This window comes from Jatrophihabitans sp. GAS493, from assembly GCF_900230215.1.
Lineage (GTDB): Bacteria > Actinomycetota > Actinomycetes > Mycobacteriales > Jatrophihabitantaceae > MT45.
In genome coordinates, this window is sequence record NZ_LT907982.1 from 2,323,073 (window position 1) to 2,344,826 (window position 21,754).

The 21,754-nt window shown below is 66.3% G+C and carries 22 protein-coding genes; 20 read left to right on the plus strand and 2 right to left on the minus strand.

Features of this window, described 5'->3' with window-relative positions:
- Positions 1-10 precede the first annotated feature (10 nt).
- The 3 genes from CPH63_RS10875 to CPH63_RS10885 all read left to right on the plus strand — a co-directional run bounded on the left by CPH63_RS10875 (position 11) and on the right by CPH63_RS10885 (position 4,336).
- Positions 11-1,936, plus strand: coding sequence for an ABC transporter ATP-binding protein (locus CPH63_RS10875; protein WP_096305074.1), 1,926 nt, complete (start codon positions 11-13; stop codon positions 1,934-1,936).
- Between the two features lie 120 nt (positions 1,937-2,056).
- Positions 2,057-3,682, plus strand: coding sequence for an amidohydrolase family protein (locus CPH63_RS10880; RefSeq protein ID WP_206745678.1), 1,626 nt, complete (start codon positions 2,057-2,059; stop codon positions 3,680-3,682).
- 9 nt (positions 3,683-3,691) lie between these two features.
- The gene (locus CPH63_RS10885; protein WP_096302986.1) at positions 3,692-4,336 is read left to right on the plus strand and encodes a GNAT family N-acetyltransferase; all 645 of its coding nucleotides are present in this window, start codon (positions 3,692-3,694) and stop codon (positions 4,334-4,336) included.
- A gap of 47 nt (positions 4,337-4,383) precedes the next feature.
- On the opposite strand, the gene CPH63_RS10890 is transcribed toward CPH63_RS10885, so the two are convergent.
- Entirely contained in the window at positions 4,384-4,863 is a 480-nt protein-coding gene (locus CPH63_RS10890; RefSeq protein ID WP_096302987.1) for a cupin domain-containing protein, read from the minus strand.
- 174 nt (positions 4,864-5,037) lie between these two features.
- Here CPH63_RS10890 and CPH63_RS22245 point away from each other — a divergent pair, with 174 nt between their 5' ends.
- The 3 genes from CPH63_RS22245 to CPH63_RS23500 all read left to right on the plus strand — a co-directional run bounded on the left by CPH63_RS22245 (position 5,038) and on the right by CPH63_RS23500 (position 8,620).
- Positions 5,038-5,208 carry a hypothetical protein gene (locus CPH63_RS22245; RefSeq protein WP_157749457.1) on the plus strand — a complete coding sequence of 57 codons (171 nt, stop codon included), beginning with the start codon at positions 5,038-5,040 and terminating at the stop codon, positions 5,206-5,208.
- Between the two features lie 200 nt (positions 5,209-5,408).
- Complete coding sequence (locus CPH63_RS10895) at positions 5,409-5,591, plus strand: hypothetical protein (protein WP_096302988.1); 183 nt, start codon at positions 5,409-5,411, stop codon at positions 5,589-5,591.
- A gap of 95 nt (positions 5,592-5,686) precedes the next feature.
- Positions 5,687-8,620 carry a helix-turn-helix transcriptional regulator gene (locus tag CPH63_RS23500; protein WP_172892196.1) on the plus strand — a complete coding sequence of 978 codons (2,934 nt, stop codon included), beginning with the start codon at positions 5,687-5,689 and terminating at the stop codon, positions 8,618-8,620.
- 2,058 nt (positions 8,621-10,678) lie between these two features.
- On the opposite strand, the gene CPH63_RS10905 is transcribed toward CPH63_RS23500, so the two are convergent.
- Positions 10,679-11,473, minus strand: coding sequence for a hypothetical protein (locus CPH63_RS10905; protein WP_157749458.1), 795 nt, complete (start codon positions 11,471-11,473; stop codon positions 10,679-10,681).
- An 845-nt stretch (positions 11,474-12,318) separates the two neighbouring features.
- On the opposite strand from CPH63_RS10905, the gene CPH63_RS23410 reads away from it, so the two are divergent.
- The 14 genes from CPH63_RS23410 (at position 12,319) to CPH63_RS10965 (ending at position 21,702) form a co-directional block, all read left to right on the plus strand.
- Positions 12,319-12,444 carry a hypothetical protein gene (locus CPH63_RS23410; protein ID WP_256385827.1) on the plus strand — a complete coding sequence of 42 codons (126 nt, stop codon included), beginning with the start codon at positions 12,319-12,321 and terminating at the stop codon, positions 12,442-12,444.
- A gap of 423 nt (positions 12,445-12,867) precedes the next feature.
- Positions 12,868-13,398 carry a hypothetical protein gene (locus tag CPH63_RS10910; RefSeq protein WP_096302991.1) on the plus strand — a complete coding sequence of 177 codons (531 nt, stop codon included), beginning with the start codon at positions 12,868-12,870 and terminating at the stop codon, positions 13,396-13,398.
- Between the two features lie 513 nt (positions 13,399-13,911).
- The gene (locus CPH63_RS10915; RefSeq protein ID WP_157749459.1) at positions 13,912-14,193 is read left to right on the plus strand and encodes a hypothetical protein; all 282 of its coding nucleotides are present in this window, start codon (positions 13,912-13,914) and stop codon (positions 14,191-14,193) included.
- Between the two features lie 4 nt (positions 14,194-14,197).
- On the plus strand, positions 14,198-14,572 hold the full coding sequence (locus CPH63_RS10920; protein ID WP_096302993.1) for a hypothetical protein: 375 nt from the start codon (positions 14,198-14,200) through the stop codon (positions 14,570-14,572).
- Between the two features lie 45 nt (positions 14,573-14,617).
- Positions 14,618-16,060, plus strand: coding sequence for a ParB/RepB/Spo0J family partition protein (locus tag CPH63_RS10925; protein ID WP_096302994.1), 1,443 nt, complete (start codon positions 14,618-14,620; stop codon positions 16,058-16,060).
- 76 nt (positions 16,061-16,136) lie between these two features.
- Complete coding sequence (locus CPH63_RS10930) at positions 16,137-16,496, plus strand: hypothetical protein (RefSeq protein ID WP_096302995.1); 360 nt, start codon at positions 16,137-16,139, stop codon at positions 16,494-16,496.
- A gap of 443 nt (positions 16,497-16,939) precedes the next feature.
- The gene (locus tag CPH63_RS10935; RefSeq protein WP_096302996.1) at positions 16,940-17,821 is read left to right on the plus strand and encodes an ArdC-like ssDNA-binding domain-containing protein; all 882 of its coding nucleotides are present in this window, start codon (positions 16,940-16,942) and stop codon (positions 17,819-17,821) included.
- Positions 17,822-17,965: 144 nt separating this feature from the next.
- A complete protein-coding gene (locus tag CPH63_RS10940; RefSeq protein WP_096302997.1) occupies positions 17,966-18,781 on the plus strand; it encodes a ParA family protein in 816 nt (271 codons plus the stop codon).
- On the plus strand, positions 18,778-19,227 hold the full coding sequence (locus tag CPH63_RS10945; protein WP_096302998.1) for a hypothetical protein: 450 nt from the start codon (positions 18,778-18,780) through the stop codon (positions 19,225-19,227). The genes CPH63_RS10940 and CPH63_RS10945 overlap by 4 nt, the downstream gene beginning before the upstream one ends.
- Before the next feature lie 8 nt (positions 19,228-19,235).
- Positions 19,236-19,733: a hypothetical protein gene (locus CPH63_RS10950; protein ID WP_096302999.1), complete on the plus strand. Its 498-nt coding sequence runs from the start codon at positions 19,236-19,238 to the stop codon at positions 19,731-19,733.
- A gap of 11 nt (positions 19,734-19,744) precedes the next feature.
- On the plus strand, positions 19,745-19,924 hold the full coding sequence (locus CPH63_RS10955; protein ID WP_096303000.1) for a hypothetical protein: 180 nt from the start codon (positions 19,745-19,747) through the stop codon (positions 19,922-19,924).
- Between the two features lie 336 nt (positions 19,925-20,260).
- Complete coding sequence (locus CPH63_RS22250) at positions 20,261-20,425, plus strand: hypothetical protein (protein ID WP_157749460.1); 165 nt, start codon at positions 20,261-20,263, stop codon at positions 20,423-20,425.
- Positions 20,426-21,001: 576 nt separating this feature from the next.
- Entirely contained in the window at positions 21,002-21,385 is a 384-nt protein-coding gene (locus CPH63_RS10960) for a single-stranded DNA-binding protein (RefSeq protein ID WP_096303001.1), read from the plus strand.
- Between the two features lie 107 nt (positions 21,386-21,492).
- A complete protein-coding gene (locus CPH63_RS10965; protein ID WP_096303002.1) occupies positions 21,493-21,702 on the plus strand; it encodes a hypothetical protein in 210 nt (69 codons plus the stop codon).
- The last annotated feature ends 52 nt before the right edge of the window (positions 21,703-21,754 follow it).

Here is a 21,754-nt window from a genome sequence, read left to right on the forward strand (position 1 = left end):
GCCGCCCTGGATGAGCGTCGGGATGCCGACGGAGAAGTCGATGGACTTCTGGCCATCGGCCAAGCGACTGATGCGCCGGATGAGCCCACATCGGCTGCAGCTGCTGCTCGTGTTCGCTCTGGCCGTCACCAGCGTGTTCTTCAGTGTGCTCGGGCCGCGCCTGCTCGGTAAGGCGACGGACGTCATCTTCGCCGGGGTCGTCGGCCGGCAACTTCCGGCGGGGCTGAGCCAGCAGCAGGTGATCGACCATGCCCGGGCCACCGGTAACAATCACCTGGCCGACCTGCTGAGCGGTATGACGGTGACTCCGGGCAGCGGTATCGATTTCACCAAGCTCGAACAGATTCTGATGCTCGCGGTGACGCTCTATGTGGCGGCCAGCGTGCTCTCCTGGGTGCAGGGATTCCTTCTCAACGGCCTGGTTCAGAGCACGATTCGCCAGCTACGAGCCGACGTCGAGGCCAAGCTCAACCGGCTGCCGTTGCCGTACTTCGACAACCAGCCGCGCGGCGAGCTGCTCAGCCGGGTTACCAACGACATCGACAACATCGCTCAGACTCTGCAGCAGACGCTCAGCCAGCTCCTCACCTCGCTGCTGACGGTGGTGGGTGTGCTCGGGATGATGTTCTTCATCTCTCCGCTGCTGGCTCTGATCGCGTTGGTCGCCGTCCCGCTGTCGATGGTGGTCACCAAGCGGATCGCCAAGCGTTCGCAGAAGCAGTTCATCGCGCAGTGGACCAACACGGGGATCCTCAACGCCGAGATCGAGGAGGCCTTCACCGGGCACGAATTGGTCAAGGTTTTCGGACGGCAGCGGGAGGTTCAAGCCGTCTTCGACGAGAAGAACGACAGCCTCTACAACGCCAGTTTCGGGGCCCAATTCATCTCGGGGATCATCATGCCGTCGATGATGTTCATCGGAAACCTGAGCTATGTCGTCATCGCCGTTGTCGGCGGGCTGCGGGTGGCCTCGGGTTCGATGAGCCTGGGTGACGTACAGGCGTTCATCCAGTACTCCCGCCAATTCACCCAACCGCTGACCCAGGTCGCCTCGATGGCCAACCTGCTCCAGTCCGGGGTGGCGTCGGCCGAGCGCGTCTTCGACCTGCTCGACGCCCCTGAGCAGACCCGCGAAGTCAGCGACGCCGCTCGGGGCCACGAGGCGCACGGCCGGGTGGAGTTCGAGGCCGTCTCCTTCCGCTACCTCCCCGACCGCCCGCTGATTCATGAACTGTCGCTGGTGGCGGAGCCGGGGCACACCGTGGCGATCGTCGGCCCGACCGGAGCCGGCAAGACCACCCTGGTGAACCTGGTGATGCGCTTCTACGAGCTCGACTCGGGGCGGATCACCCTGGATGGCGTCGACATCACTCAGCTGCGCCGGGCTGACCTGCGCTCGCAGGTCGGCATGGTGCTGCAGGACACCTGGCTCTTCGGTGGGACGATCCGCGAGAACATCGCCTACGGCAACCCTGAGGCCTCTGAGGCCGAGATCCTCGCTGCGGCCCAGGCGACCTTCGTCGATCGCTTCGTGCGCACCCTCCCGGACGGCTACGACACCGTCATCGATTCGGAGGGGAGCAATGTCAGCGCGGGGGAGAAGCAGCTCATCACCATTGCCCGGGCTTTCCTGGCCGATCCGGCGCTGCTGATCCTGGACGAGGCGACGAGTTCGGTTGACACCCGCACCGAGGTTCTGCTGCAGCGGGCGATGGCGGCCCTGCGCGAGGATCGCACCAGCTTCGTCATCGCGCACCGCCTCTCGACGATCCGCGATGCCCACCTCATCCTGGTGATGGAGAACGGGTGCATCGTCGAACAGGGCACGCACGAGCAACTGCTCGAAGCCCGAGGTGCCTACTACTCGCTCTACAACTCGCAGTTCACCCAGGGCATCGACGAGGACTCCGAAGCGCCGACACCCGTCCGTACCTGAACGACTCTTCCCAGCGGGTCGAGGTACTAAATCGCTCGGGGCGCGCTCTTCATTGACGGCGGTCTGGGTTGCGCGTCAGACTGGCCGAACTTCCCATGAGCGCGTTCGGGTGGAGGAACTATGGCTTCGACGGTGATCGACCCCGCGGTGAGCACACCGATGGCGCTGGGCGGACGAGTCGTGACGATGGACGCGGACGGCACGGTGCTGCCGGAGGGGGTGGTTTATCTGCGCGACGGCGCTATCTCGGCGATACTGGCGAACGACGCTCCGCCACCGGTCGGATTCGAAGAGGTCACACCGGTGGCGACCGGCGGAACCATCTTCCCGGGCCTCATCGAACTGCACAATCATCTGCCCTACGGCGTCCTCGGCCTCTGGGACGTGCCGAAACTATATGGCAATCGGGACCAGTGGAGCGGATCATCGACGCCGGACTACCACCAGCTCATCAGCGGGCCGATGGGCGTCCTGGGACGTGACGAATCAGTGGTGCCGGCCGTCGTGCGCTACGTCGAGCTGCGCTGCCTACTGGCCGGCACGACGACCAGCCAGGGTGTGGCGCTGGCCTCCGACAGCGGAATCGTCAAGCACTTCCGCGGCCTGGTCCGCAACGTGGAGGCGACCGGCGACCCCGACCTGCCTCCGGCGACCACGCACATCGCCGATGTGGATGCCGCCGACGCCGAACACTTCCTGGCCCGGATCTCGGGGAAGCAGAAGCTCATCCTGCATCTGAGCGAGGGCACCGATGATGCCGCTCGCAAGCACTTCCTGGCTCTGGAGTACGCCAAGGACAAGTGGGCCATCTCCGCGAACCTGATCGGCATTCACTGTGTCGGCCTCACTGATGCGGATTTCGCCATCTTCGCCGCCCACGGGGGCAGCATGGTCTGGTCGCCGCTATCCAATCTGCTCCTCTACGGCAAGACAGCCAACGTCGGTGCTGCCATCGCCCACGGCGTGCCGATCGCACTGGGCTCCGATTGGGCCCCGTCGGGGAGTAAGAACCTGTTGGGCGAACTGAAGGTCGCCCGGCTGGCGGCGACCGGTGCCGGGGCGACGCTCACCGGGGCCGATCTGGTGGCCATGGTTACCCGCACCCCGGCGCAGATGCTGGGCTGGGGTGAACACCTCGGCAGCCTGGAGAGCGGCAAGCGGGGCGACCTGATCGTCGTACACGGCACTGCCGGCGATCCCTATGACGCTCTGATCGAAGCCAGCGAGGCCGACCTCAGTCTCGTGGTCATAAATGGCATTCCCCGCTGCGGCACGGCGCCCTTGATGAAGAAGCTCGGGCTCACCGGTGACGACGAGACGACCGTGGGCGGGCAGCGGCGGGTGCTGAACTTCGCCCAGACCACCGCCGATCCGAGCGTCGAAGCGGTCTCGGTGGAGGAGATGTTCGCGACTCTGAAGCAGGCGCTCGGTGCACTTGGCTCTCAGGTGGCGAAGGCCGGTGCACCGACAGTCGAGGCACTCCCGCGACCCGGGCGCAGCTTCCTCGCGGTCGACGGCGTCATCGACAATCACATGTCCTCTCGCCCGCACCTGCCGTACAAGGGAGTTCCGACCGGGCCGAGCAGCCGTCCAACCCTGGCCGCAGCCAAGCCACGACCCCTCATTCCGCTCACCCTCGACCCGCTCACCGCAGTGGATAATCCGGCGTACTTCGACCTGCTCACACACGAGCGAAACCTCCCCGAACTGATCCGCACCGGGAAACTCGCGTTGGCCGCACCTTAAGCTGGGCCAATGGCGTCGACGGCTGACTTCCGCGCGCGTGTCTCTACCCCGTCGGACATCGATGCGATCGTCGACACGATCACCACCGCCTTCTTCGACGACCCGACCTGGGGCCCGCCCTTCCCCGACCGGTCATTGCGGGCCGCGCAGGCCTCCGCTCTCTGGCGGGTGGTGGTGACCTCCGCGCAGCGCTACCCGTGGCTGCTGGTGGCCGACAACGTCGAGGCGGCCGCGCTCTGGATTCCACCGGGCGGCAGTGAACTGGCCAAGGATGAGGCGGAGCGATTCGAGTCGTTCCTGGTTGAGTCCAGCTCGCGCTCAATTGCCAGTGAAATACTGGAGATTCTCGAGCGATTCGAGGCAGTCCACCCGGTCGAGCCGCATTTCTATCTCAGCCTCTTCGCCACCCACGAGCGACGCCGCGGCCAGGGGTTGGGCATGAATCTGCTGCGGGAGAATTTGGCCCGTATCGACGAGCTGGGTGCGCCGGCGTATTTGGAGTCGAGCAATCCGGTCAACGACGAGCGCTATCGAAGTGTCGGCTTCCGCGAGCACACGAAGGTCACCATTCCCTCCGGTCATGTGGTGACCGGGATGTGGCGCCCGGCCCGGGTCACTGGGGATCGCGTCGAGGCGATTGGAGCACCGCGGTGAGCCAGTCATCTTTGTCGAGATTGAGCTGAAGAACTAAGTAGATTCAGTCAGACCCAATAGTTGTCATGCTCGCGGAAGAAGGCATCTCGCTCGGCCTCGGACTTGCCGGCGATCTCAGGGAGTCCCTCGAAGTACGCCTCCCGTCCCGCCCCGGGCGCGAAGTGCAGCAGCATCGACGCGGGCTGCTCAGACACGTTACGGAACCCGTGAAGGCCACCGATCGGAACGTGCACCCAGTCGCCGGGTTCGGTGTCGATCCAGCGGGTTCCGTCGAAGATCGCGACAGAACCGGCCAGGATGTAGAACGACTCGGAGATCGAGCGATGGAAGTGCGGGTCGGGCCCGCTGCGACCGGGGCCCATCTCCCACCGATAGAGGCCGAAGAGACCGCCAGTGCTCTCCCCGGTGGCCAGGTAGTGAACGGTATTCCCCGAGGCATAGGTCAGGTCAGCCGGGCGAGCCGCCGGCCGGTAGGTCGCGCTCACCTCGCCCCCGTCGCCCCGGTAGGTCGGTTCCGGATAGCTCATGTCGTCAATATATGCGCGGCGGAAGGCACGCCAGATGACCCGTGACCAAGCGTCGGTGTGGCCGCGGCTCTTATCAAGTTCATCGCTCCATTTACCTCCGTGAAATCAAATACTCGAAGGTAAGCGTTTACGGTCGGCGGAAGTCAGGTTTGTTCTCGATGAACGGGGTGGACGATGCCGGAGTCACGCGCAGATCAACGACGCCGCACCAACGAAGAGGTCTCCAACTATGTCGAGTGCGGCGACGCTCGCGGGCCCGGTTGGCTGCAGACCCATCCGCATGCTCAGGCCCGCGCGGCGGAGGAGCTGGAGAAGACGCACGCCGCTCAGTTGCCCAGGCATTAAGGCGTCTAGGTGCCGTGTTCTAGGTACCCCGATCGACCGGTCTAGGTACCGCAACCGGCACTGGGTTCGCCTGAGGGCATGTGCGGCCAGGACTTAGGTCGAGCCGTGCTTACAACTAGGTAGTTCTCCTGATGTAGGTACCCCCCTTAGACGCGCAGAGTGGATTCATCAAAGGAATCCAGGAGCCGAAGGGGCACGAGATGAACGTCTACCAGACCGAGATCGCACAGGCAGAGATGAACTACCGGCAGGAGCGGATCGGTGAGGATCTGCACCACTCCCGCAGCGCCCGGCGCCGGGAGCACCGCATGGAGACCCGCGGCGGCAGCCAGCCGCGCTCCTGGCAGCACCTCCTGACGATGCGGACCGCTCGCCACCGCTAATGGGGTCGGTCACGGCGCTTCCCCGACCCGATGCGGCACGCGCGACGCTTGAAAAGCAGTACACATTGTCAGAGGTAGACGGCACGATTGCAGACATGGCCCGCCCGCTGACCCCGCTCGTTGGACGCAATGACGAACTCGCCACCATGCAATCGCTGCTCCAGGAGTCGGTCAGCGACAGCGCCCGGGCGATGCTCGTCGTGGGGGACGCCGGTGTAGGTAAGACCCGGCTGCTCATCGAGGCATCCGCGCAGGCCGCTGATCGGGGTTGGCTGCGAATGGTCGGGCACTGTATCGACTTCGGTGACGCCGGCCTTCCCTACCTGCCTATCAGTGAGGCCTTCGGCGCGCTGGTGCGTGACCATCCGGAACTCGTCGAGTCTCTGGTCGCCGAGTTCCCGCCGCTGGCCCGGCTACTGCCGGCGCACCGACGCCTGGTCCAGCAGACGGCGGCCTTCGACGACCGGGTCGAGCGCGGAGCGCTCTTCGACGCAGTGCTCGGCGCGCTCGAGTCGATCTCCGCCCAGCAACCAGTCCTGCTGATCGTCGAGGACGTGCACTGGGCCGATCAGGCCACCCGTGATCTCCTCGGATTCCTCTTCGCCCGGCTCCGGGGCGAGCGTGGCATCGCGATCATCGCCAGCTACCGCAGCGAGGATCTGCATCGCCGTCACCCGCTGCGGGCCGTCGCCGCCGAATGGGCTCGCCTGCCGGGCGTAACTCGGCTCCCACTCCCTCCACTCACCGCCGAAGAGATCCGGACCCTCATCGGCGACGTGCGTCCGGTGCCCCTGCCGGAGCAGGTGATCGAGCGCATCATTCAGCGCTCCGGTGGTAACGCCTTCTTCGCCGAGCAACTCCTGGCCGCGGCCACAGACGACGATCGCTCCTCATCGGTGCCCGCTGAGTTGGCGGACTTGTTGCTGGTCCGCCTGGATCGCCTCTCGGCCGACGCGCGGCTCGCGGTTCGGGCCGCAGCGGTGGCCGGACGTCGCGTCCCGCACGAACTGCTGGCCGCCGTCGTGGAGCTGCCGCCGGACGCCCTCGAGGCGGCCCTGCGGGAGGCCGTCGATGCGCATCTGCTCGAACCCCGGGGCAGTGAGGCATACGGATTCCGGCATGCGCTGCTGGCCGAGGCGGTCTACGCCGACCTGCTACCGGGGGAGCGTGTGCGCCTGCATGCGAGCTACGCCCTGGCACTGACCCGAACCGCAACCGGCAGCGCGGCCGAACTCTCCCGACACGCGCACGAGTCGCATGATCTGCCGATGGCCTTCTCGGCCAGCGTGCGTGCCGGTGACGAGGCGATGACCGTCGCGGCCGCCGAAGATGCCATGCGTTATTACGAGAATGCCCTGGAACTTGCGGCCCATGCGCCACCCGAAACCGAGTTTCCGGCCAGCACCGTGGCGGCCAAGGCGGCCAATGCGGCATCGGTCGCCGGACATGTTTTCCGCGCGGTGGCCCTAGGAAAGCAGGCCGTGGCCGACTTGCCGGCCGATGCTCCGCCGCAGCTGCGGGCCGAGTTGCTACTGGGCAAGGCGCGCTACGCCATGCCGGTCGACTCCGAGACCGACGCGCTGGAGTCGACCGACGAGGCCCTGCGTCTGGTGCCGGATGATCCGCCAACCGCGCTACGGGCTCGAATCGCGGTAGTCCACGCGCGCTGCCTGATGATGCTCGGTCGCTACGCCGATGCCAGTCGTTGGGGGCAGGAGGCGCTGATGCTCGGGACCCGGGTCGCCGACCCGGAGGCGGTGGCCGAGGCGAGCACCACCCTCGCGGTCCTCGACCAGCGCACCGGTGACCCGGTGAGTGCAGCCGAGGGGCTGCTGGCCGTGCGGGCCGAGGCGCGGGAGCGGGGCAACCTCATCGCGGAGTTGCGCAGCACGTACAGCCTCGGGGGGCTCTACTTCGAACTCGGAGAGCTGGAGAAGGCCGTGGAGGCCTACGAGGCCAACGCGGCACGAGCACAGCAGGCTGGTCGTCCGTGGTCCTCCTACGCCATCGAAAGTCGCGTCCTGTCGGTCCTGACCCGCTATCAAATGGGCGACTGGGACCGCAGCGCCGCCCACGCATCGGTGGTGGGGGAGTCGCCGTCGCCGCTGGCCGAGGCGATGATCAAGGCGGCCGGGCTCGCCGTGGCGGCCGGGCGGGGCGAGGTGGCGGCGCTGGAACTGCTTCCGGCCCTGCGCTCGTGGAGCCTGCGCGAGACGATGGTGGCCGTACAGACGGTCCCGGCGGCCGACCTCTTCGTCTGCGCCGGCGAGCCGGAGCGGGCCCTGGAGCATCTCGATTGGCTGGTCCTGGAGTTGACCGGCCTCTGGCAGACCGCGCTCATCCCGTCCCAGGTCAGAATCTCAGCCATCGCGCTGGCTACGCTCTCCGCGATGGTCTCCGACCGTCCGCAGTCCGGGCGCCCAGCCCTCGTCGAGCGGGGTGAGGCATACCTGAGCGCTGCCTGGGCGGTACTGGCCGATCAGCAGAAGCCCGAGCGGAAGCTGGGGGCCGAGAGCCGGGCCTGGGGGTTGCGGGTGGAGGCCGAGTGGCTGCGCCTGCGCTGGCTGGCCGGCGTGCAGGCCCCGACGCTGGACGAGCAGATCGAGGGCTGGCAGAGATCGATCGAGGGATTCAGCTACGGCGACCGCTACGAAGTGGCCCGGTCCCAGGCGCGACTGGCCACCGTGTTTCGGGCCGCGGGGCGAAGCGCGGAGGCCGCCGAGTTGGCGACCTCAGCTCGGGAGACGGCTCGAGAACTCGGCGCCGCACCGCTGCTGGCTGAACTGCGCGCCCTCGGCACCAGTCGGCGGGTCGAGGCGCCCACCACCGGGAGACCGCAGAACCTCACCGGCCGGGAGAAGGAGGTCCTGGCGCTGCTGGAGCAGGGGCGGACCAACCGGCAGGCCGCCAAGGAGCTTTACATCTCGGAGAAGACAGTGAGTGTGCACGTCTCGAACATCCTGGCCAAGCTCGGCGCCAGCAGTCGGGCTGAGGCCGCGTCGATCGCTCGGCGGGACGGTCTGACCTGACCCGGCGGCTTGAAACGGCCTGAAACGGCGGCTCGAAACGGCTGAACGGCTTTGAACGGCCCTGATACTGGAGCGGGCGACGGGAATCGAACCCGCACAATCAGTTTGGAAGTTCCAGGCACAGATTCTCCTGAAGCTGCTGAAAACCGTCCTGACGAGCCCCTAGAGAGTCCTCGTCAGGACGGTGATTGGCCTTGATTCACCGCCAAATACCGCCCGCTGTTGCACGCGAGTTGCACGAAACTCGCCACCGTTACTTGCCGCCAGCGCACAGCGCGGCGCGGCCACCCGCTGCTTCTGCCGGGGGCGCCCAGGGGTAGCCGAGCTCAATAAGTGCCGTAGCTGAGAGGCCGTCCCGGCCCTGCTACGCACCGGCAGACCTTTCGGCTGGATGGGGAACACCCCCAGGAAAGCCGAAAGCCGCCCCTCAACTTTGGCGAGTGCAGGGCGGCCGGTGGCGCGAATCAACTGGTGATGAGGCTACCCGAAATGCCTCCCGTCCACCACACATTCGAGCCCGTGGGCTCTGTTTGGCGTGTCGTGGGCGTGCCTCCGCGGGACTCCGGCGCGCGGTGCGTATAAGTCCGGGCCCGGAGTCGGGCCACTCGCGTGAGCGGTGGTTGCGTCCGTCGGAATAGTCAGCCTGGCGCTGTGAGCCGACACCATCCCCTGGGCGACAGCCGTGACAGGGTGGCGGTGTCGGGTATGGGCCTCCGAAGGTGACTCGCAGTTCTGTGCCCCGAAGACAACAGGAGTAGCAGGACGGCGAGGGGTTGCCCCGATGCGTGAGCGCGGGAGCAGAACACGGTAGGCCCACCCTCGGTGCCGTTGTCGCACCCCGATCACGCTGGACAGCCAGAGACCACCTCAGGCCCGTCATCATGGGCCGCAGCGTCGGGTAGAGCCTGCTACGTATGCCGCCCTAGCGCCGAGTAATGACCGGTGCCCTCGTGAGCTGAGATGCCCGCGTTGCCAAAGCCGACATGGGCCACGTGCGCCTGCTCGCCCCCGACCCGAAATCGCCGCCGACCCGTGAAAGTGCGCAGACGAAACGCAACCACTCCTCCGATGTGGCTGCCAGCCGCGCGCGTCGGTCGGTAGCCGGCCATCGACTCGGCCACGCTGGTAGGCGGCTACGCGTGCAGTGTCGAGCCGGACGGACCCGCGTAGTTTGCGGGTTCGGCCGGGGCTGGGGTGTGGGGCGAGAGCCCCGCCGGAACCGAAGGTTCCGTAACGCGCGCGCGAACTGGCTGCATGCCATGCCATGGGCTCAGCACCTGCCACGCGAGCGCATGCGTTCGAGAGAACGCGCGGGTACCTGTCCGCTGGCGCCGATTTGGTGGCTGACGTCGGAGCCCCCCAATGTGACGATGAGGCCTTGGCTTCGTGCGACGAACTGGCTGGACCTGCCGACGCCACATCTCTGCAGCGCGACGATCTTCGGGAGCACTGGGACGAGGTCGTGTAGTTGGAGGCCGCCTGCGCGTGAGGAAAAGGCTCTCGGCGGGACGGACTGGGCGCTACTGGCCCACCAAACGCGGTACATGGCCGCCTGCCGGCTCTATCGTGCCCAGCAGCGCGCCTCCCTCGTCATCAACTGCAACGACCCGAGCCGTCCGCGATTGATCCGGGACTGACCACCCGAGCACATCGGCTCAGGGAAGCTCGAGGACGACACCACAACCGCCCGCGCCGAGTCAACCTCACTCGGGCGCGGGATCCGTCTCGTTCGGGGCGCTCGTCAGCACGGATCGGCGTCGCGCATTTGAGTCCGTCGTGGGCGCAATGTTGACTCCCGCTGTGCCGCAGGGAGTGCCGCTTGCCGCTTCATGTGAGCCGCATGCGGAGCGGTGATCTCCGATCACCCACAGAATGCCGCAGATAGCGCGCGGAGCCGTCGTTATCGGCGCGCTCCCGTCGCTGTCCCCGCTGACCTCGAGCGGACCAGATGAATGGTTCTGGTACAGCGGTGCGCCAGTAGTCAGTGGCGCGTTCGTACCTAAGTCGATTGAGAGGTGTGCAAGAGCGGAAACAAGTCGCGGTTGGGGCGTCGGAGGCCTACCTGTAGATGGCAAGCACATCAAGCATCACGGCCGGACCCTCGACGTAGTTGGCTTCTTCGCCGGCCTTCGGTGCCGTCTGCTGCATGCGACGTCGCTGCTCGCGCGGCATGAGGCTCATGCCTGGCAAGGCAAGAACGGGTTTCCATTCGCCCTCCTTCCAGGTGCGCGACACCTTGCCAACCACACGCGCGATTCCATCGATCTCGCCGGTGACGTGGTCGCGCTTCAGCGGCCCGACGACCCGCCAGCGATCGTTCGATTCAAACTCGCCAACGACCACTTGGTCGGACTTGGCGACCGATGCAAACGATCGCACAGCCTCCACCTGTTGGGGATCGGGTAGGTCAGTCCCCTCATTGCCAAACATTTTGGCAAGTGGTCCGAGCGTGTTGATCATGTCGAGTAACGGTAGAACATCACCTGCGTTTGCGAGAATCCTGACTGCATCAGGGACATAGATTTCGACTTCAACCTCGATGAGCGCGCCGATGCCAATACCGTCCAAGTCCTCTGCGTCGAGGATCTCCTGCCAGCCGGCGCGCTCAGGGTCTTGCTGCGCGAGAGCCAACAAGCGCTCGAAGCGCGCAGAGGGCACGTCGCTGTAGTCAGCCGACGCTTCGTCCTGCATCGAACGGTCGTGCGAAAGCTTGAGCATCCGCGCATCGGCGCCAGCTTCGGTACTGCGACCTTTCACGTTTCGTCGCTGGCTCGTACTTCTCAGACCATCCTCCAACGTGGCGATGAAGGCATCGAGCGTCGGTTGGTCTAGATAGAGGAAGTTGCGCAACATGGACGGATGATAGCGCTAGCCCCTGACGCGCCGAGCCGGGTCTTCCTGGTCCCAGTCGACGCGCGCATAACGACGCCCGGCGGCCCGGCTGCGGTAGCCAGGGTGAGCGCATAGTCGGCGTTGTGCCGACGTCGGCACAACGCCGATTGTGCCGACCTCAGGATTGTGCCGACCTTGTGGCAGATTGCCCTGTGGGACGGGGGCTTCGGGCGCGCGAGGTCGGCACAATCCACGGGTCTCGCACGCTCGCGCCGGGCGTGTGGTCCGCACTGATCGCCGAGTAGGCGATCAAGGTGCGGGCGGAACCCATCGACGTGAATATCAAGCACGGGTGGACGTCCAGATGCCGAGGCACACGGATGATCTGCAAGGCAATACGCGTGAGGCCGTCGCCCCATCTCAGTCGCGGCCGATCTCGCGGCTCGAGGACGACCGCGGATTGTGCCGACGTCCAAGACGGCGAATCCCTTGCCGGCCAGGCGATCCAGTCGTCAAGTCGGCACAATCCTGAGGTCGGCACAATCGGCGTTCGGATCGAATCAGTGCAGATCGCACGTTGGACGCGACGCGGGTGTGCACAACGACGGCCCGACTGCCGGACGAAGGACTGGGGGAGTGCCCAGCTAACGCTGGGTTCACTCCGCGGTATCTTTCGATGGCCGCCCTTCCGAGGGCCTTTGGCTGCGTCAGTACCTTGGCTGGTGCAGCGCCGTGACAGCGGTAGCGCTGCAAATCAGCAACCGCGGAACAAGATCGGGGATCAGCTTTGCTGATCGCCGGTGACCAACGCCCGTCACGTGGCCTGGCCAGCATCTGGCCGACCAAGGCTGCACCTGGCTCACCACGTGGGCACTGACCAAGCAGCCGAGCAGGCCCACTACCTCATAGGCATGATCACGCGTGACCAGCCGGCCGGCTACCTGCGGCTACCCCACCCCGACGACCCACTCGACGCAGACAACCTGTCGTGAAGGTATCGGCGCTCACTGCGACGTGCAACGAGAGACTCGGCCAGTCGCTAGGCAAGAGAACCGGGTGGTGTGCCGTTCATGCCAGGTCACCGTTGACCGGGCCTACCCATCGTCCGTGAGCCCACGCGGAGGTCGAATCCTGCTCGACGTCGGTGGTTGCGGGCGGCATACTGGATCGGGCCGAAATGAGAATCTCGGAAGTGAGGCTGGGAGCCCGCCCGTAGCAGTTGGCGGGTCGCCCGGCCTTCGCGCTTCCCGGAACGCGACCGGCATCGGAAAGTCAAGGCCCCGGCGACATCACCTTGCGGCGAGGGGTCATCCGGGGCAATCGACCACATCTGACAAGGACCTGTGGCCGATGGCAGGGCGCTCGGCCCGCCACGCTGCTTAGGCTGTCACGACCGTGATGTTGAATCTCCAGGCATGACCAGCCACGTCTTCGTCGACGAGACCAAGCACGGTGGTTACCTGCTTGCCGCCGGCGTCGTCGTGCCCCCGGATCTCGATCGGGTACGGCAGCAGCTGCGAGGCCTTGTGTTGCCCGGCCAACGGCGGATTCACATGAAGGCCGAGAGCGACAGCCGACGCCGCGCGATCGTCAGTGCGATCGTGCAGGCAGGCGTCACGGCCACCATCTACGATGCCGGCCGCCGGCACAGCACCGAGAAGGCTGCCCGCGCAGCCTGCTTGCAGGCGTTAGTCATCGATGCCGCCCGTGACGGCTACGCGATGCTGATCATCGAGGAAGATGAAACGCTGACCAGTTGGGACAACCAACGTCTCATTGAACTGACCCGCGCAGCCGGGTGCAAGGACTCCCTGCGGTACGAGCACCGCCGAGCCGCCCAAGAGATCCTGCTTGCCCTACCCGACGCGGTCGCTTGGTGCTGGGCGAAGGGCGGCGACTGGCGCCGCCGCATCGAGCCAGTAGTCACAACGGTGCGTACCGTCTGACCCAAGAAAGCGCGAAGCCCGAGCGCCACGGTCGTCCGGCCGGGTCTCGGGCTCACTTCCTGAAGCTCAACGCAACAGGCTGAAGGAAGCATAGCGGCCGCCGGCCTAGAAACGCCACCCATTGCAGACCTGACCGCCAGAACAATGCGGCGCTACGCGCTGTGCTCAGCTCGGGCGGCTCCGCAGGCTCCGCCGCCCGAGCCGTCTCCTCCCCCACCTGGCTTCTCAGTGTGGGCCGGGACGACCTGCGCGCAAGGGCGCTCCGCAAGCTCCGCGTCACACGCGACCGGGCTTCGCCCGGCCCTTGCGCTCCGGCCGCCTAATCCGGCCCTTGAAAAGCGCGCCAGGTGGGGGAGGAACAACGGGGTCATCCTTCATCACTCATATCGGTTCCGATACGACCCGAAAGTTTCGCTTTACGGAGAGTCCAATGACGAAGTTCAACCCCGCGCCCGCCGCCCTCTAACCCATATCAGCACCGATACAGACCGCTACATACCGAAGGTGTACACCATGACCGCACATGCCCACCAGCCCATCGAGCCTGCCCGTCAGCCGCCGTACCTCGCCGGGGATCGCGTGCAGATCCTCTACATGAGCGAGCGCGGCACCATCCTGGCCGACGCCTACGTCACCGCCGTGTTCCGGCGACCGGACGGCAGCTTCGGCGTCAACGCCGTCATGTCCGACGCCCGGGCCAGCTTCCACCTCTTCCCCGCCACCGGGGACGCAACGACGATCGCCCACCAACCCCCAGTGCGCGTTGGCGTGGACCACGCCGAGGCGAGCGGGTAACTCCGTGACCACCTGGGACGAGATCGCCAACGCCGAGAAGGCCTTCATTCGTGCGACCTTGCGCCGCACCGCCGCCCAGCAAGAGCGGCTGTTCTACGACGCCACGGACGCCAGCGCGAAAGGCCAGGCCGGAAGACGGGCCACGGCGCTGCTCGCCGCCATCGACCAGCTCACCGCAGCACCGCCGCCAGCTCCCCTCTGGCGCGAGATCGCGCCCAACGGCCGCATCGCCAGCGACAGCGCCGCCATCGACCGCATCGCGCACTGGCTGTGCGACCCGGAATGGGGTCTCGGCATGTTGGAAGACATCGCAGACGTCATCACCTCGACCGGCCGTGACCTCACCGGCGCCCACGAGCCCACCTGGGCACGCCACTAGACCTATCGGACCCGATACGGCCCGATATAACCGAAGGAGAACGCAGTGACAACCACCAAGAACGGCACGACGACGGACACCACCGGCATGGTCTACCTCGACCTACCGATCGCTGAACTGGCCGACCATCCGGCCAACCTCCGATTCGACCTGGGCGACGTCTCCGACCTCGCGGCCTCAATCGCGGAGAACGGCCTGATCGAGCCCATCATCGTCGCCCCGCTGGCCGCCGAAAACGACACGAGCGGCGGCTACCTCATCATCGCCGGTCACCGACGGACCGCCGCGTGCCGCCAGATCGGCTGGGTGACGGTCCCGGCGATCTCGCGGCCTGACCTGGCCAGCACCGATGGGACGGTGAAGGCCGATCACCTGTTCCTCATGCTCGACGAGAACACCCAACGCGAAGGCCTTACCACGCAGGAAGTCAGCGCCGGGCTCGCGCAGCTGGCCGCGTTCCCCGGCCTAACTCCAGCCAAGGTGGCCAAGCGCACCGGGCGGGATGTCGAGGCCGTCAAGCACGCGGTGGCGGCCGCGAAGCTGCCCGAGGACGTGCGGCCCCTCGTTGTCGCGGATGCGCTCACCCTCGACCAGGCCGCCGAGCTGGCCGAGTTCGAGAATGACCCCAAGGTCTACGCCCGGCTGATCAAGAAGCTCGCAGCCGGTGGCTGGGGAGCCTCGCACATGATCAGCGAGGAACGGCGCAAGCGCGACACCAACGCCGAGAAGTCCGACATCATGGCCGACCTACGCAGGCAGTCCGTGCGGGTCGTGGGCGCACCGAATCAGTGGGACTTTCCCCGCCGGACTCGGATGCAGCCGCTCAGCAACCTGCGCACGACGGCCGGGAAGAAAGTCACCGCCGCCGCGCACGCCAAGTGCGACGGACACGCGGCGTTCCTACGCATCGACCAGTACAAAGCCGTTGGGAAGCGAATCACCGTCAATCACGTCTGCACCAGTCCCGAAGACCATGGCCACACCCTGGACGAGCAGCACACCGGCCGCGACAGCGGCCCAACGCTGACCGAGGAACAACAGGCGGCCGAAGCCGAGCAGAACGAAGCCATCCAGCTTGGCTGGGCCGCAGCGGCCGAAGTTCGCTGGCAGTGGCTCGTCACCCTGTTCCGGGCCAAACAGCTACCCGACGCCCTCACCCAGGCCGCGCTCGGCGCGGACCGGCCCCGTGACGAGGCCAGGCTGCTGCACCTGCTCACCGGACGCGAGGCAGCCGATCCCGAGGACGATGAGGCCAACCAAGCCGCCTACGACGAGCTGATCGTCAAAGACACCGCGACCAGGCTGCACCGGCACACCGTCGCCTACATGGTGCTGTCCATTGAGGATGACGCCCAGCGCCTAGACCCCACCCGGTGCGACAGCTGGGGCGGCCCCGGCACCGCGCAGTGGCTGCGACGCCTGGCTGAAGTCGGCTACGAGCTCGGAGACGCCGAGCAGATCGTCACGACCACCTGGCCCGCCAAGTAGCCAGCGCGGACCGGCCGGGGCAGCTACCGCCCCGGCCGGTCCTATCGGCACCGATACAACCCGAAAGGACACGATCATGAGCCGGCCCGCCGACCGCTACTGCTGCTCCGCCGAGCACCCGCCGACCTACGAGCGCCGCGGAGCACTGCTCAGGCAGCACGACAGCCAAGTCTGCGACTGTGGCCACCGCTGCATCAGCCACGGCAGCTATGACCACCGACGCGCCTTCATCGGCGTCGGACTCGGCCCCTGCGGCTGGCCCCGCTGCGACTGCGACCAGTTCCTCAGTAGCGGCACCAGCTCCGACACCGGCAACACCCCCGTGCCCGACTACGACCGTGAAACCAGCGACGAACAGATCAACACCATCTGCGACGACTGCCAGGCACCCCCGGGCGAGCCCTGCCACTGGGCCTGCTCGTCGTGGTGGGCCTAACGGCGGGCTGTATCGGCACCGATACAGCCCGAACCACCCGCGACCACCGCCGAGGCAGCCTGACCCCGTGGCGGCCGGGCCGGCGAAGAGCAACCGCCCCGGCCGCCACAACAGATAGCCCCGAAGGGGCGTACGGCGCTACGCACCGACTCATGCGCCGACCCGGCTTCGCAAGCTGCGCCGCGTCGGCGTTGACCTCCCCCACCTGGCGTCCCAGTGTCGGCCGGCAGGCCTTCCGCTGCAAGGGCGCTCCGCAAGCTCCGCGTCACACGTGATCAGGGCTTCGCCCCGACCCTTGCAGCTCCGGCCGGACCTAGGCCGATGCGCCACTGCGCCAGGTGGGGCGAGGGAAATGCGGGGCACCCCTCAGATCCGCACCACGCCAGTCCCGCTCACCGTCTCAGCACCGAATCAGTACCGATACAACCCGAAAGGACACGATCATGAGCCAAAACACCAAGCAGGGCAAGACACCGGAACAGCGCAAGGCCGAACGCGAGGCGTTGCTAACAACACTGGGGGAGAAGGTCGCCACGCTCGCCAGCTCGGCCGAGTGGGTCAACTATCTGCGGTTCATGACCGCGCTTCGCCGCTACAGCTTCAACAACCTCATGCTCATCGCCGTGCAGTGCCCGCACGCGACCCAGGTCGCCGGGTTCCGCAAGTGGCAGCAGCTCGGACGTCAGGTCCGCAAAGGCGAGAAGGCCATCAAGATTCTCGGCTACTCCACCAAGAAGGTCACCAAAACCGACCCGGCCACGGGGGAGGAGATCGAGGACCGGGTTACTCGTTTCCCAGTGCTATCGGTATTCGACCTCAGCCAAACCGACGGCGACCCGAATCCCACAACCACGTACACACTGCCGACCGGTGACGGCCCGGCCGGGACGCTTGACCGTCTGATCGGCTGGCTCACCAGTGAAGGCTGGACCGTGAAGGAAGAAGCCCTGGCCGGGGGACTGGAGGGCTACACCGACCACACCCGGCACCTCATCGTCACCAAAACCGACCTCGAGCCCGCAGCGCGCCTCGTCGTCCTTCTGCACGAGACGGCCCACGCCCTGCTACACGTCAACGATGCCGAGTACGTGGCGCACCGCGGCCTGTGCGAGACCGAGGCCGAATCAACCGCCTACGTGCTGGCCAACCTGCTCGGCATCGACGTCGACGCCAGCTCGATCAGCTACATCGCCGGATGGTCCAATGCCAAACCCGACGTACTCACCGCTGCCGCGACCAACGTGCTGCGCGCCGTCAACACGATCGCCGCCGCACTCGGCCTCGACGAGGACGAGCGGGCGGGGGAGGAGGCGAATGCAGCCTGACCCCCGGCCCGGGCGCGGCAACAGAACGCCGCGCCCGGGCCGCAAACCCGACACCCAGCCCCGACGACACGCCGACGGGCTATCCGACCCATTCGGAACCGATACAGACCTATTATCTCCGATAAGAGCGAAAGGACTCAGCGCATGCGCGTCACCGCAGTGGTCAACCAGAAGGGCGGCGTCGGCAAAACGACGACCACCATCAACCTGGGCCGTGCCCTGGCCAGGCTCGGCCGCCGCGTCCTGCTCATCGACATCGACGAGCAAGCCGCACTTACCTTCCACTTCCTAGGCGACGCAGCCGAGGAAATGGCGAGCCTGTATGAGGTCATCGGCTCTCGCCCCAGCGCCACGATGGCCGAGACGATCGTCATGAGCGACGTCCCTGGCATCTGGGTCATGCCCGCCAACGACGACCTCGCCCTGCTCAGCAATGAGCTCGTCGTGGCCGGCGTCGGCCGGGAATCCCGCTTGGCCAAAGAACTCGCCAAGCAGACAGCCGACTACGACGACGTACTCATCGATTGCCCGCCGTCGCTGAACCAGCTCACCGTCAACGCCCTCGTCGCCGCGCACCAGGTCCTCATCATCACCGAGCCCGAGCTCTACAGCGGCCGGGGTGTAGTGAAGCTCCTGGACACCATCGACGGTGTCCGCGAGCAGCTCAACCCGCTGCTGGCCGTCGCCGGCGTTTTGATCAACAAGTACGACTCAAGCATCGACATCCACGTCCGGCGATCGGTCGAGATCCGCGAACAGCTCACCGCCGGCGACCCGCCGATCACCGTCATGCCGACGATCGTGCCGCGCTGGACCACCGTTATGCGCACCACCGACGCCGGCGCCGACGTAGCCGACTTCAACCACCCGGCCGCCCGAAAACTGCTCGGCTTCTACGCCGATATCGCCCGCACGCTCCTGGACCCGAGCGTGCCCGTCCTCGAGGAGACCGTCCGATGACCAGCACGCCACAGCCACTGAACATGCGGCGTGGCGGTGCCAAGCGCGGCAACAACGGCTCCTACGTCACCCCGGCCCCTGTCGCACCCGCCGCCGAAGTATCGGAACCATCGGACCGTATCGGAACCGATACAGCCCGGACGACATCTGCGCCGGCCCGCGGCCGCCGCACCGTCACACCCAGACCCAGTGACGCCGCCGCCCGCGCCAAGGCCGCCTACGACGCCAAGCCCAAGGTCATCTTCCGCGCGGTCGACGAAGACACCGCCTACAAACTCAAGGCGATGTACCAAGACCAGCTGCACAAGCCCGGAGGCATCGAAGGCTACAGCGAGTGGGGTCGGGTCATGCTCAAGCAGCTCGTCGACCAGTATGAACAGGCCAACGGCCCACTACCGACCGGCCACGACATCCAGCTGCGACCCGGCCGCGTCGCCGGAACCTGACCGCGTCGATGACTAGACCAGGACCACCTGGCCAAAGGACGCCACTACCAGCCATCAACGCCAACCAGGTCCCGTCGCTGAGCATCGTCGAACATGCCCTCAGCGATGAGGACACGTCCTACCGTGAACGTGCAAACGGCATTGACACGAAGGCAGGCGTCATCCTCAGCGCGGCCGGCGTCATAGTGACACTCGTCGGCATCCACTCCAGCGTCGCCGGGCTCGTGGGGCAGTTCATCGCTATCGCCGCCGGCGCCGCCGCGGTGTGGACACTCAAGCCCCGCGTCGACAAGGCAATAGGCATTCGCCAGCTGCGTGACCGCTACCTCCAGGAGAACGAACTCAGCACGCGGATGATCCTGCTCAACACCCGCCTCGACATCCAGGAGAAGAACGAAAAATACCTGTTCCGCAAAGCCCGCTGGCTCAAGATCTCCTCCAGCCTCCTGCTTTGCTCCGCTACCGCCATCGCCATCGGCGGTAGCCTCAACGTGATCTCGCACTGAATGGAGCCGCTATGACTGCGAGCCCGCTACCGGCACCGGTGGAGGACGTCGAACACGAACCTCTCGATGTCGACGCCCTGTTCCCTGCCGATCCTGCGCTAATGATCAGCCCCGAGGGTGACACCAAGGGCCTCAAAGAACTCAAGCGCACAGCCCAGGATCGGATCGACGCCCAGGACGATGCGTCATGAGCAGTGTCGAACAGCCGACCCCGCCTACGCCAGCACCTGCCCCCAGTCCGTCGGAACCGGCGCCGCTGCCGGCAGAACTCCTCCAGGCCGATCCCGGCCTTACCGTCACCGCGACGTGGGCAGCGGCGCCCCCGCTCAACAGCACTTCTCGGTGACTATCCCGGCACAACCAGACAACGACTGAGCGAGACGAGCGATGACAGATCCTGCACCTGCTTCAGAACCTGCACCGGAACCTGCACCCGCTCCGGCACCCCTGCCAGCCGAACTGATCCAAGCGGACCCGGCGCTGCTGATCGATGCCGTCCGCGAGGGAAACCACCCCAGCGAGACGCGGTGACCGAACCCCAAGAGACCGGCGGTGCTGACACCTCGATCGTGGACCAGGCTTCGACGCAGCCCGCGACAGAGCTTCCCGAGATCTACCTGCAGGCTGACCCGGCGCTGACCCAGGACGCGATCGTGCTCACCGAACCCGGCCAAGACACGATCGACCTGTAGCCGCAAGGAGACATTCACCAGAGTTTCGCTTCACTTGCAGCACGATTCACCACCTCAGCCCCGTCGACCACCCGGCCGACGGGGCTGACACGTATCCAACGACTGCACTTTTCACCCGCCCTTCGAGGCCTCTCCCAATGAGAGGACCAACACCGAAGGGGGTGAACCCACCAGCCGGCCAACCTGGCTGGAAACCGGAGTGACGCGCCGGCAGAGGGCGCGCCGCGTAGATCCCACGACCTCAGCCGCAGGCGGCACGGTCAAGAGATTTCCTCCCCGCCGGGCATCCGAGTATGGGCCGCGCGACCTACACGCAAGGCACGGCGCCCGATGGGCGACCGCAGTCGCAAAAATCATCACGGCGGGCTTCGCCCTTATTTCCTTTGATGATTTTTGCTTGGTGCGGCACACCGACCTTGCGCTCCGGCGCTCAATGCGGCCCCTATCTCTTCTTTGCCCGGCGGGGGAGGGAATGCAGGGGTTAAGCCGACAGGCCAGACCACCAAACCTCTCTCTCGCTGGGAACCAGGATCTCTCGGAACAGCCGAGGGTCAATCGTCCGAAAGGAACACTGTCATGAGCTTCATCATCATCGAGGGCAACATCACCGACGAGGCCACGCTGCGCGAGTTCCCAAGCAAGCGCACCGGCGAGCTGGTCCCGATCAGCAACGCCACCGTCGCCGTCAACGATCGTCGCTACAACGCCGAGACCGAGCAGTGGGTCGACACCGGCAAGACCTTCTACGAAGTCACCGTCACCGGAACCGAAGCGATCCACTTCGCCGCTACCGCAGCCAAAGGCGCGCGAGTCATCGTGGCCGGCAACGTCTACGTCGAGGAGTACCGCGACAACGAGGGCAACCAGCGCAGCCGACGCCGGATCTCGGCCGACCACCACGGACTCTCCAGCAAGTTCGCGGCCGCGACCACCCGCCAGCCCGCCAACACCAGTAACTGACAAACCACCGTGGGGGAGAGGCCGCGGCGTCGCGTGAGCGGCCTCTCCAGCACAGGAGCGACAACACTCCCACACCGAACCCATCCCAGCCAAGGGAGCGCACAACCATGACCACCACACCGCACGCAGACACCCAGACCAGCACCGACGAGCGAGTTGCCCAGGCCGCGCACCGGCTCTACGAAGCCGAGCTCGCCGTGCACACCGCGCACCAGACCGGCAACGACGACTGGATCACCGCCGCCAACAACCGTCTCCACCAAGCCATCGTCGACCACACCGTCGCCGTAAACGCGGCACGATCGCGCATTCAATAACTCCCCGGAAAACGGCGGGACTAGTGGGCCCTGCGCTCCCGGATGACCCGGC

Excerpts from the sequence above, each read along its gene's own strand:
- CPH63_RS10965 (WP_096303002.1), top strand. The coding sequence starts at position 21,493 with ATGACCACCACACCGCACGCAGACACCCAGACCAGCACCGACGAGCGA.
- CPH63_RS23500 (WP_172892196.1), top strand. The coding sequence starts at position 5,687 with ATGGCCCGCCCGCTGACCCCGCTCGTTGGACGCAATGACGAACTCGCC.
- CPH63_RS10935 (WP_096302996.1), top strand. The coding sequence starts at position 16,940 with ATGAGCCAAAACACCAAGCAGGGCAAGACACCGGAACAGCGCAAGGCC.
- CPH63_RS10950 (WP_096302999.1), top strand. The coding sequence starts at position 19,236 with ATGACTAGACCAGGACCACCTGGCCAAAGGACGCCACTACCAGCCATC.
- CPH63_RS10940 (WP_096302997.1), top strand. The coding sequence starts at position 17,966 with ATGCGCGTCACCGCAGTGGTCAACCAGAAGGGCGGCGTCGGCAAAACG.
- CPH63_RS10945 (WP_096302998.1), top strand. The coding sequence starts at position 18,778 with ATGACCAGCACGCCACAGCCACTGAACATGCGGCGTGGCGGTGCCAAG.
- CPH63_RS10880 (WP_206745678.1), top strand. The coding sequence starts at position 2,057 with ATGGCTTCGACGGTGATCGACCCCGCGGTGAGCACACCGATGGCGCTG.
- CPH63_RS10960 (WP_096303001.1), top strand. The coding sequence starts at position 21,002 with ATGAGCTTCATCATCATCGAGGGCAACATCACCGACGAGGCCACGCTG.
- CPH63_RS22245 (WP_157749457.1), top strand. The coding sequence starts at position 5,038 with ATGCCGGAGTCACGCGCAGATCAACGACGCCGCACCAACGAAGAGGTC.
- CPH63_RS10895 (WP_096302988.1), top strand. The coding sequence starts at position 5,409 with ATGAACGTCTACCAGACCGAGATCGCACAGGCAGAGATGAACTACCGG.
- CPH63_RS10955 (WP_096303000.1), top strand. The coding sequence starts at position 19,745 with ATGACTGCGAGCCCGCTACCGGCACCGGTGGAGGACGTCGAACACGAA.
- CPH63_RS10930 (WP_096302995.1), top strand. The coding sequence starts at position 16,137 with ATGAGCCGGCCCGCCGACCGCTACTGCTGCTCCGCCGAGCACCCGCCG.
- CPH63_RS10910 (WP_096302991.1), top strand. The coding sequence starts at position 12,868 with ATGACCAGCCACGTCTTCGTCGACGAGACCAAGCACGGTGGTTACCTG.
- CPH63_RS10905 (WP_157749458.1), bottom strand. The coding sequence starts at position 11,473 with ATGTTGCGCAACTTCCTCTATCTAGACCAACCGACGCTCGATGCCTTC.
- CPH63_RS10875 (WP_096305074.1), top strand. The coding sequence starts at position 11 with ATGAGCGTCGGGATGCCGACGGAGAAGTCGATGGACTTCTGGCCATCG.
- CPH63_RS10885 (WP_096302986.1), top strand. The coding sequence starts at position 3,692 with ATGGCGTCGACGGCTGACTTCCGCGCGCGTGTCTCTACCCCGTCGGAC.
- CPH63_RS10890 (WP_096302987.1), bottom strand. The coding sequence starts at position 4,863 with ATGAGCTATCCGGAACCGACCTACCGGGGCGACGGGGGCGAGGTGAGC.
- CPH63_RS10915 (WP_157749459.1), top strand. The coding sequence starts at position 13,912 with ATGACCGCACATGCCCACCAGCCCATCGAGCCTGCCCGTCAGCCGCCG.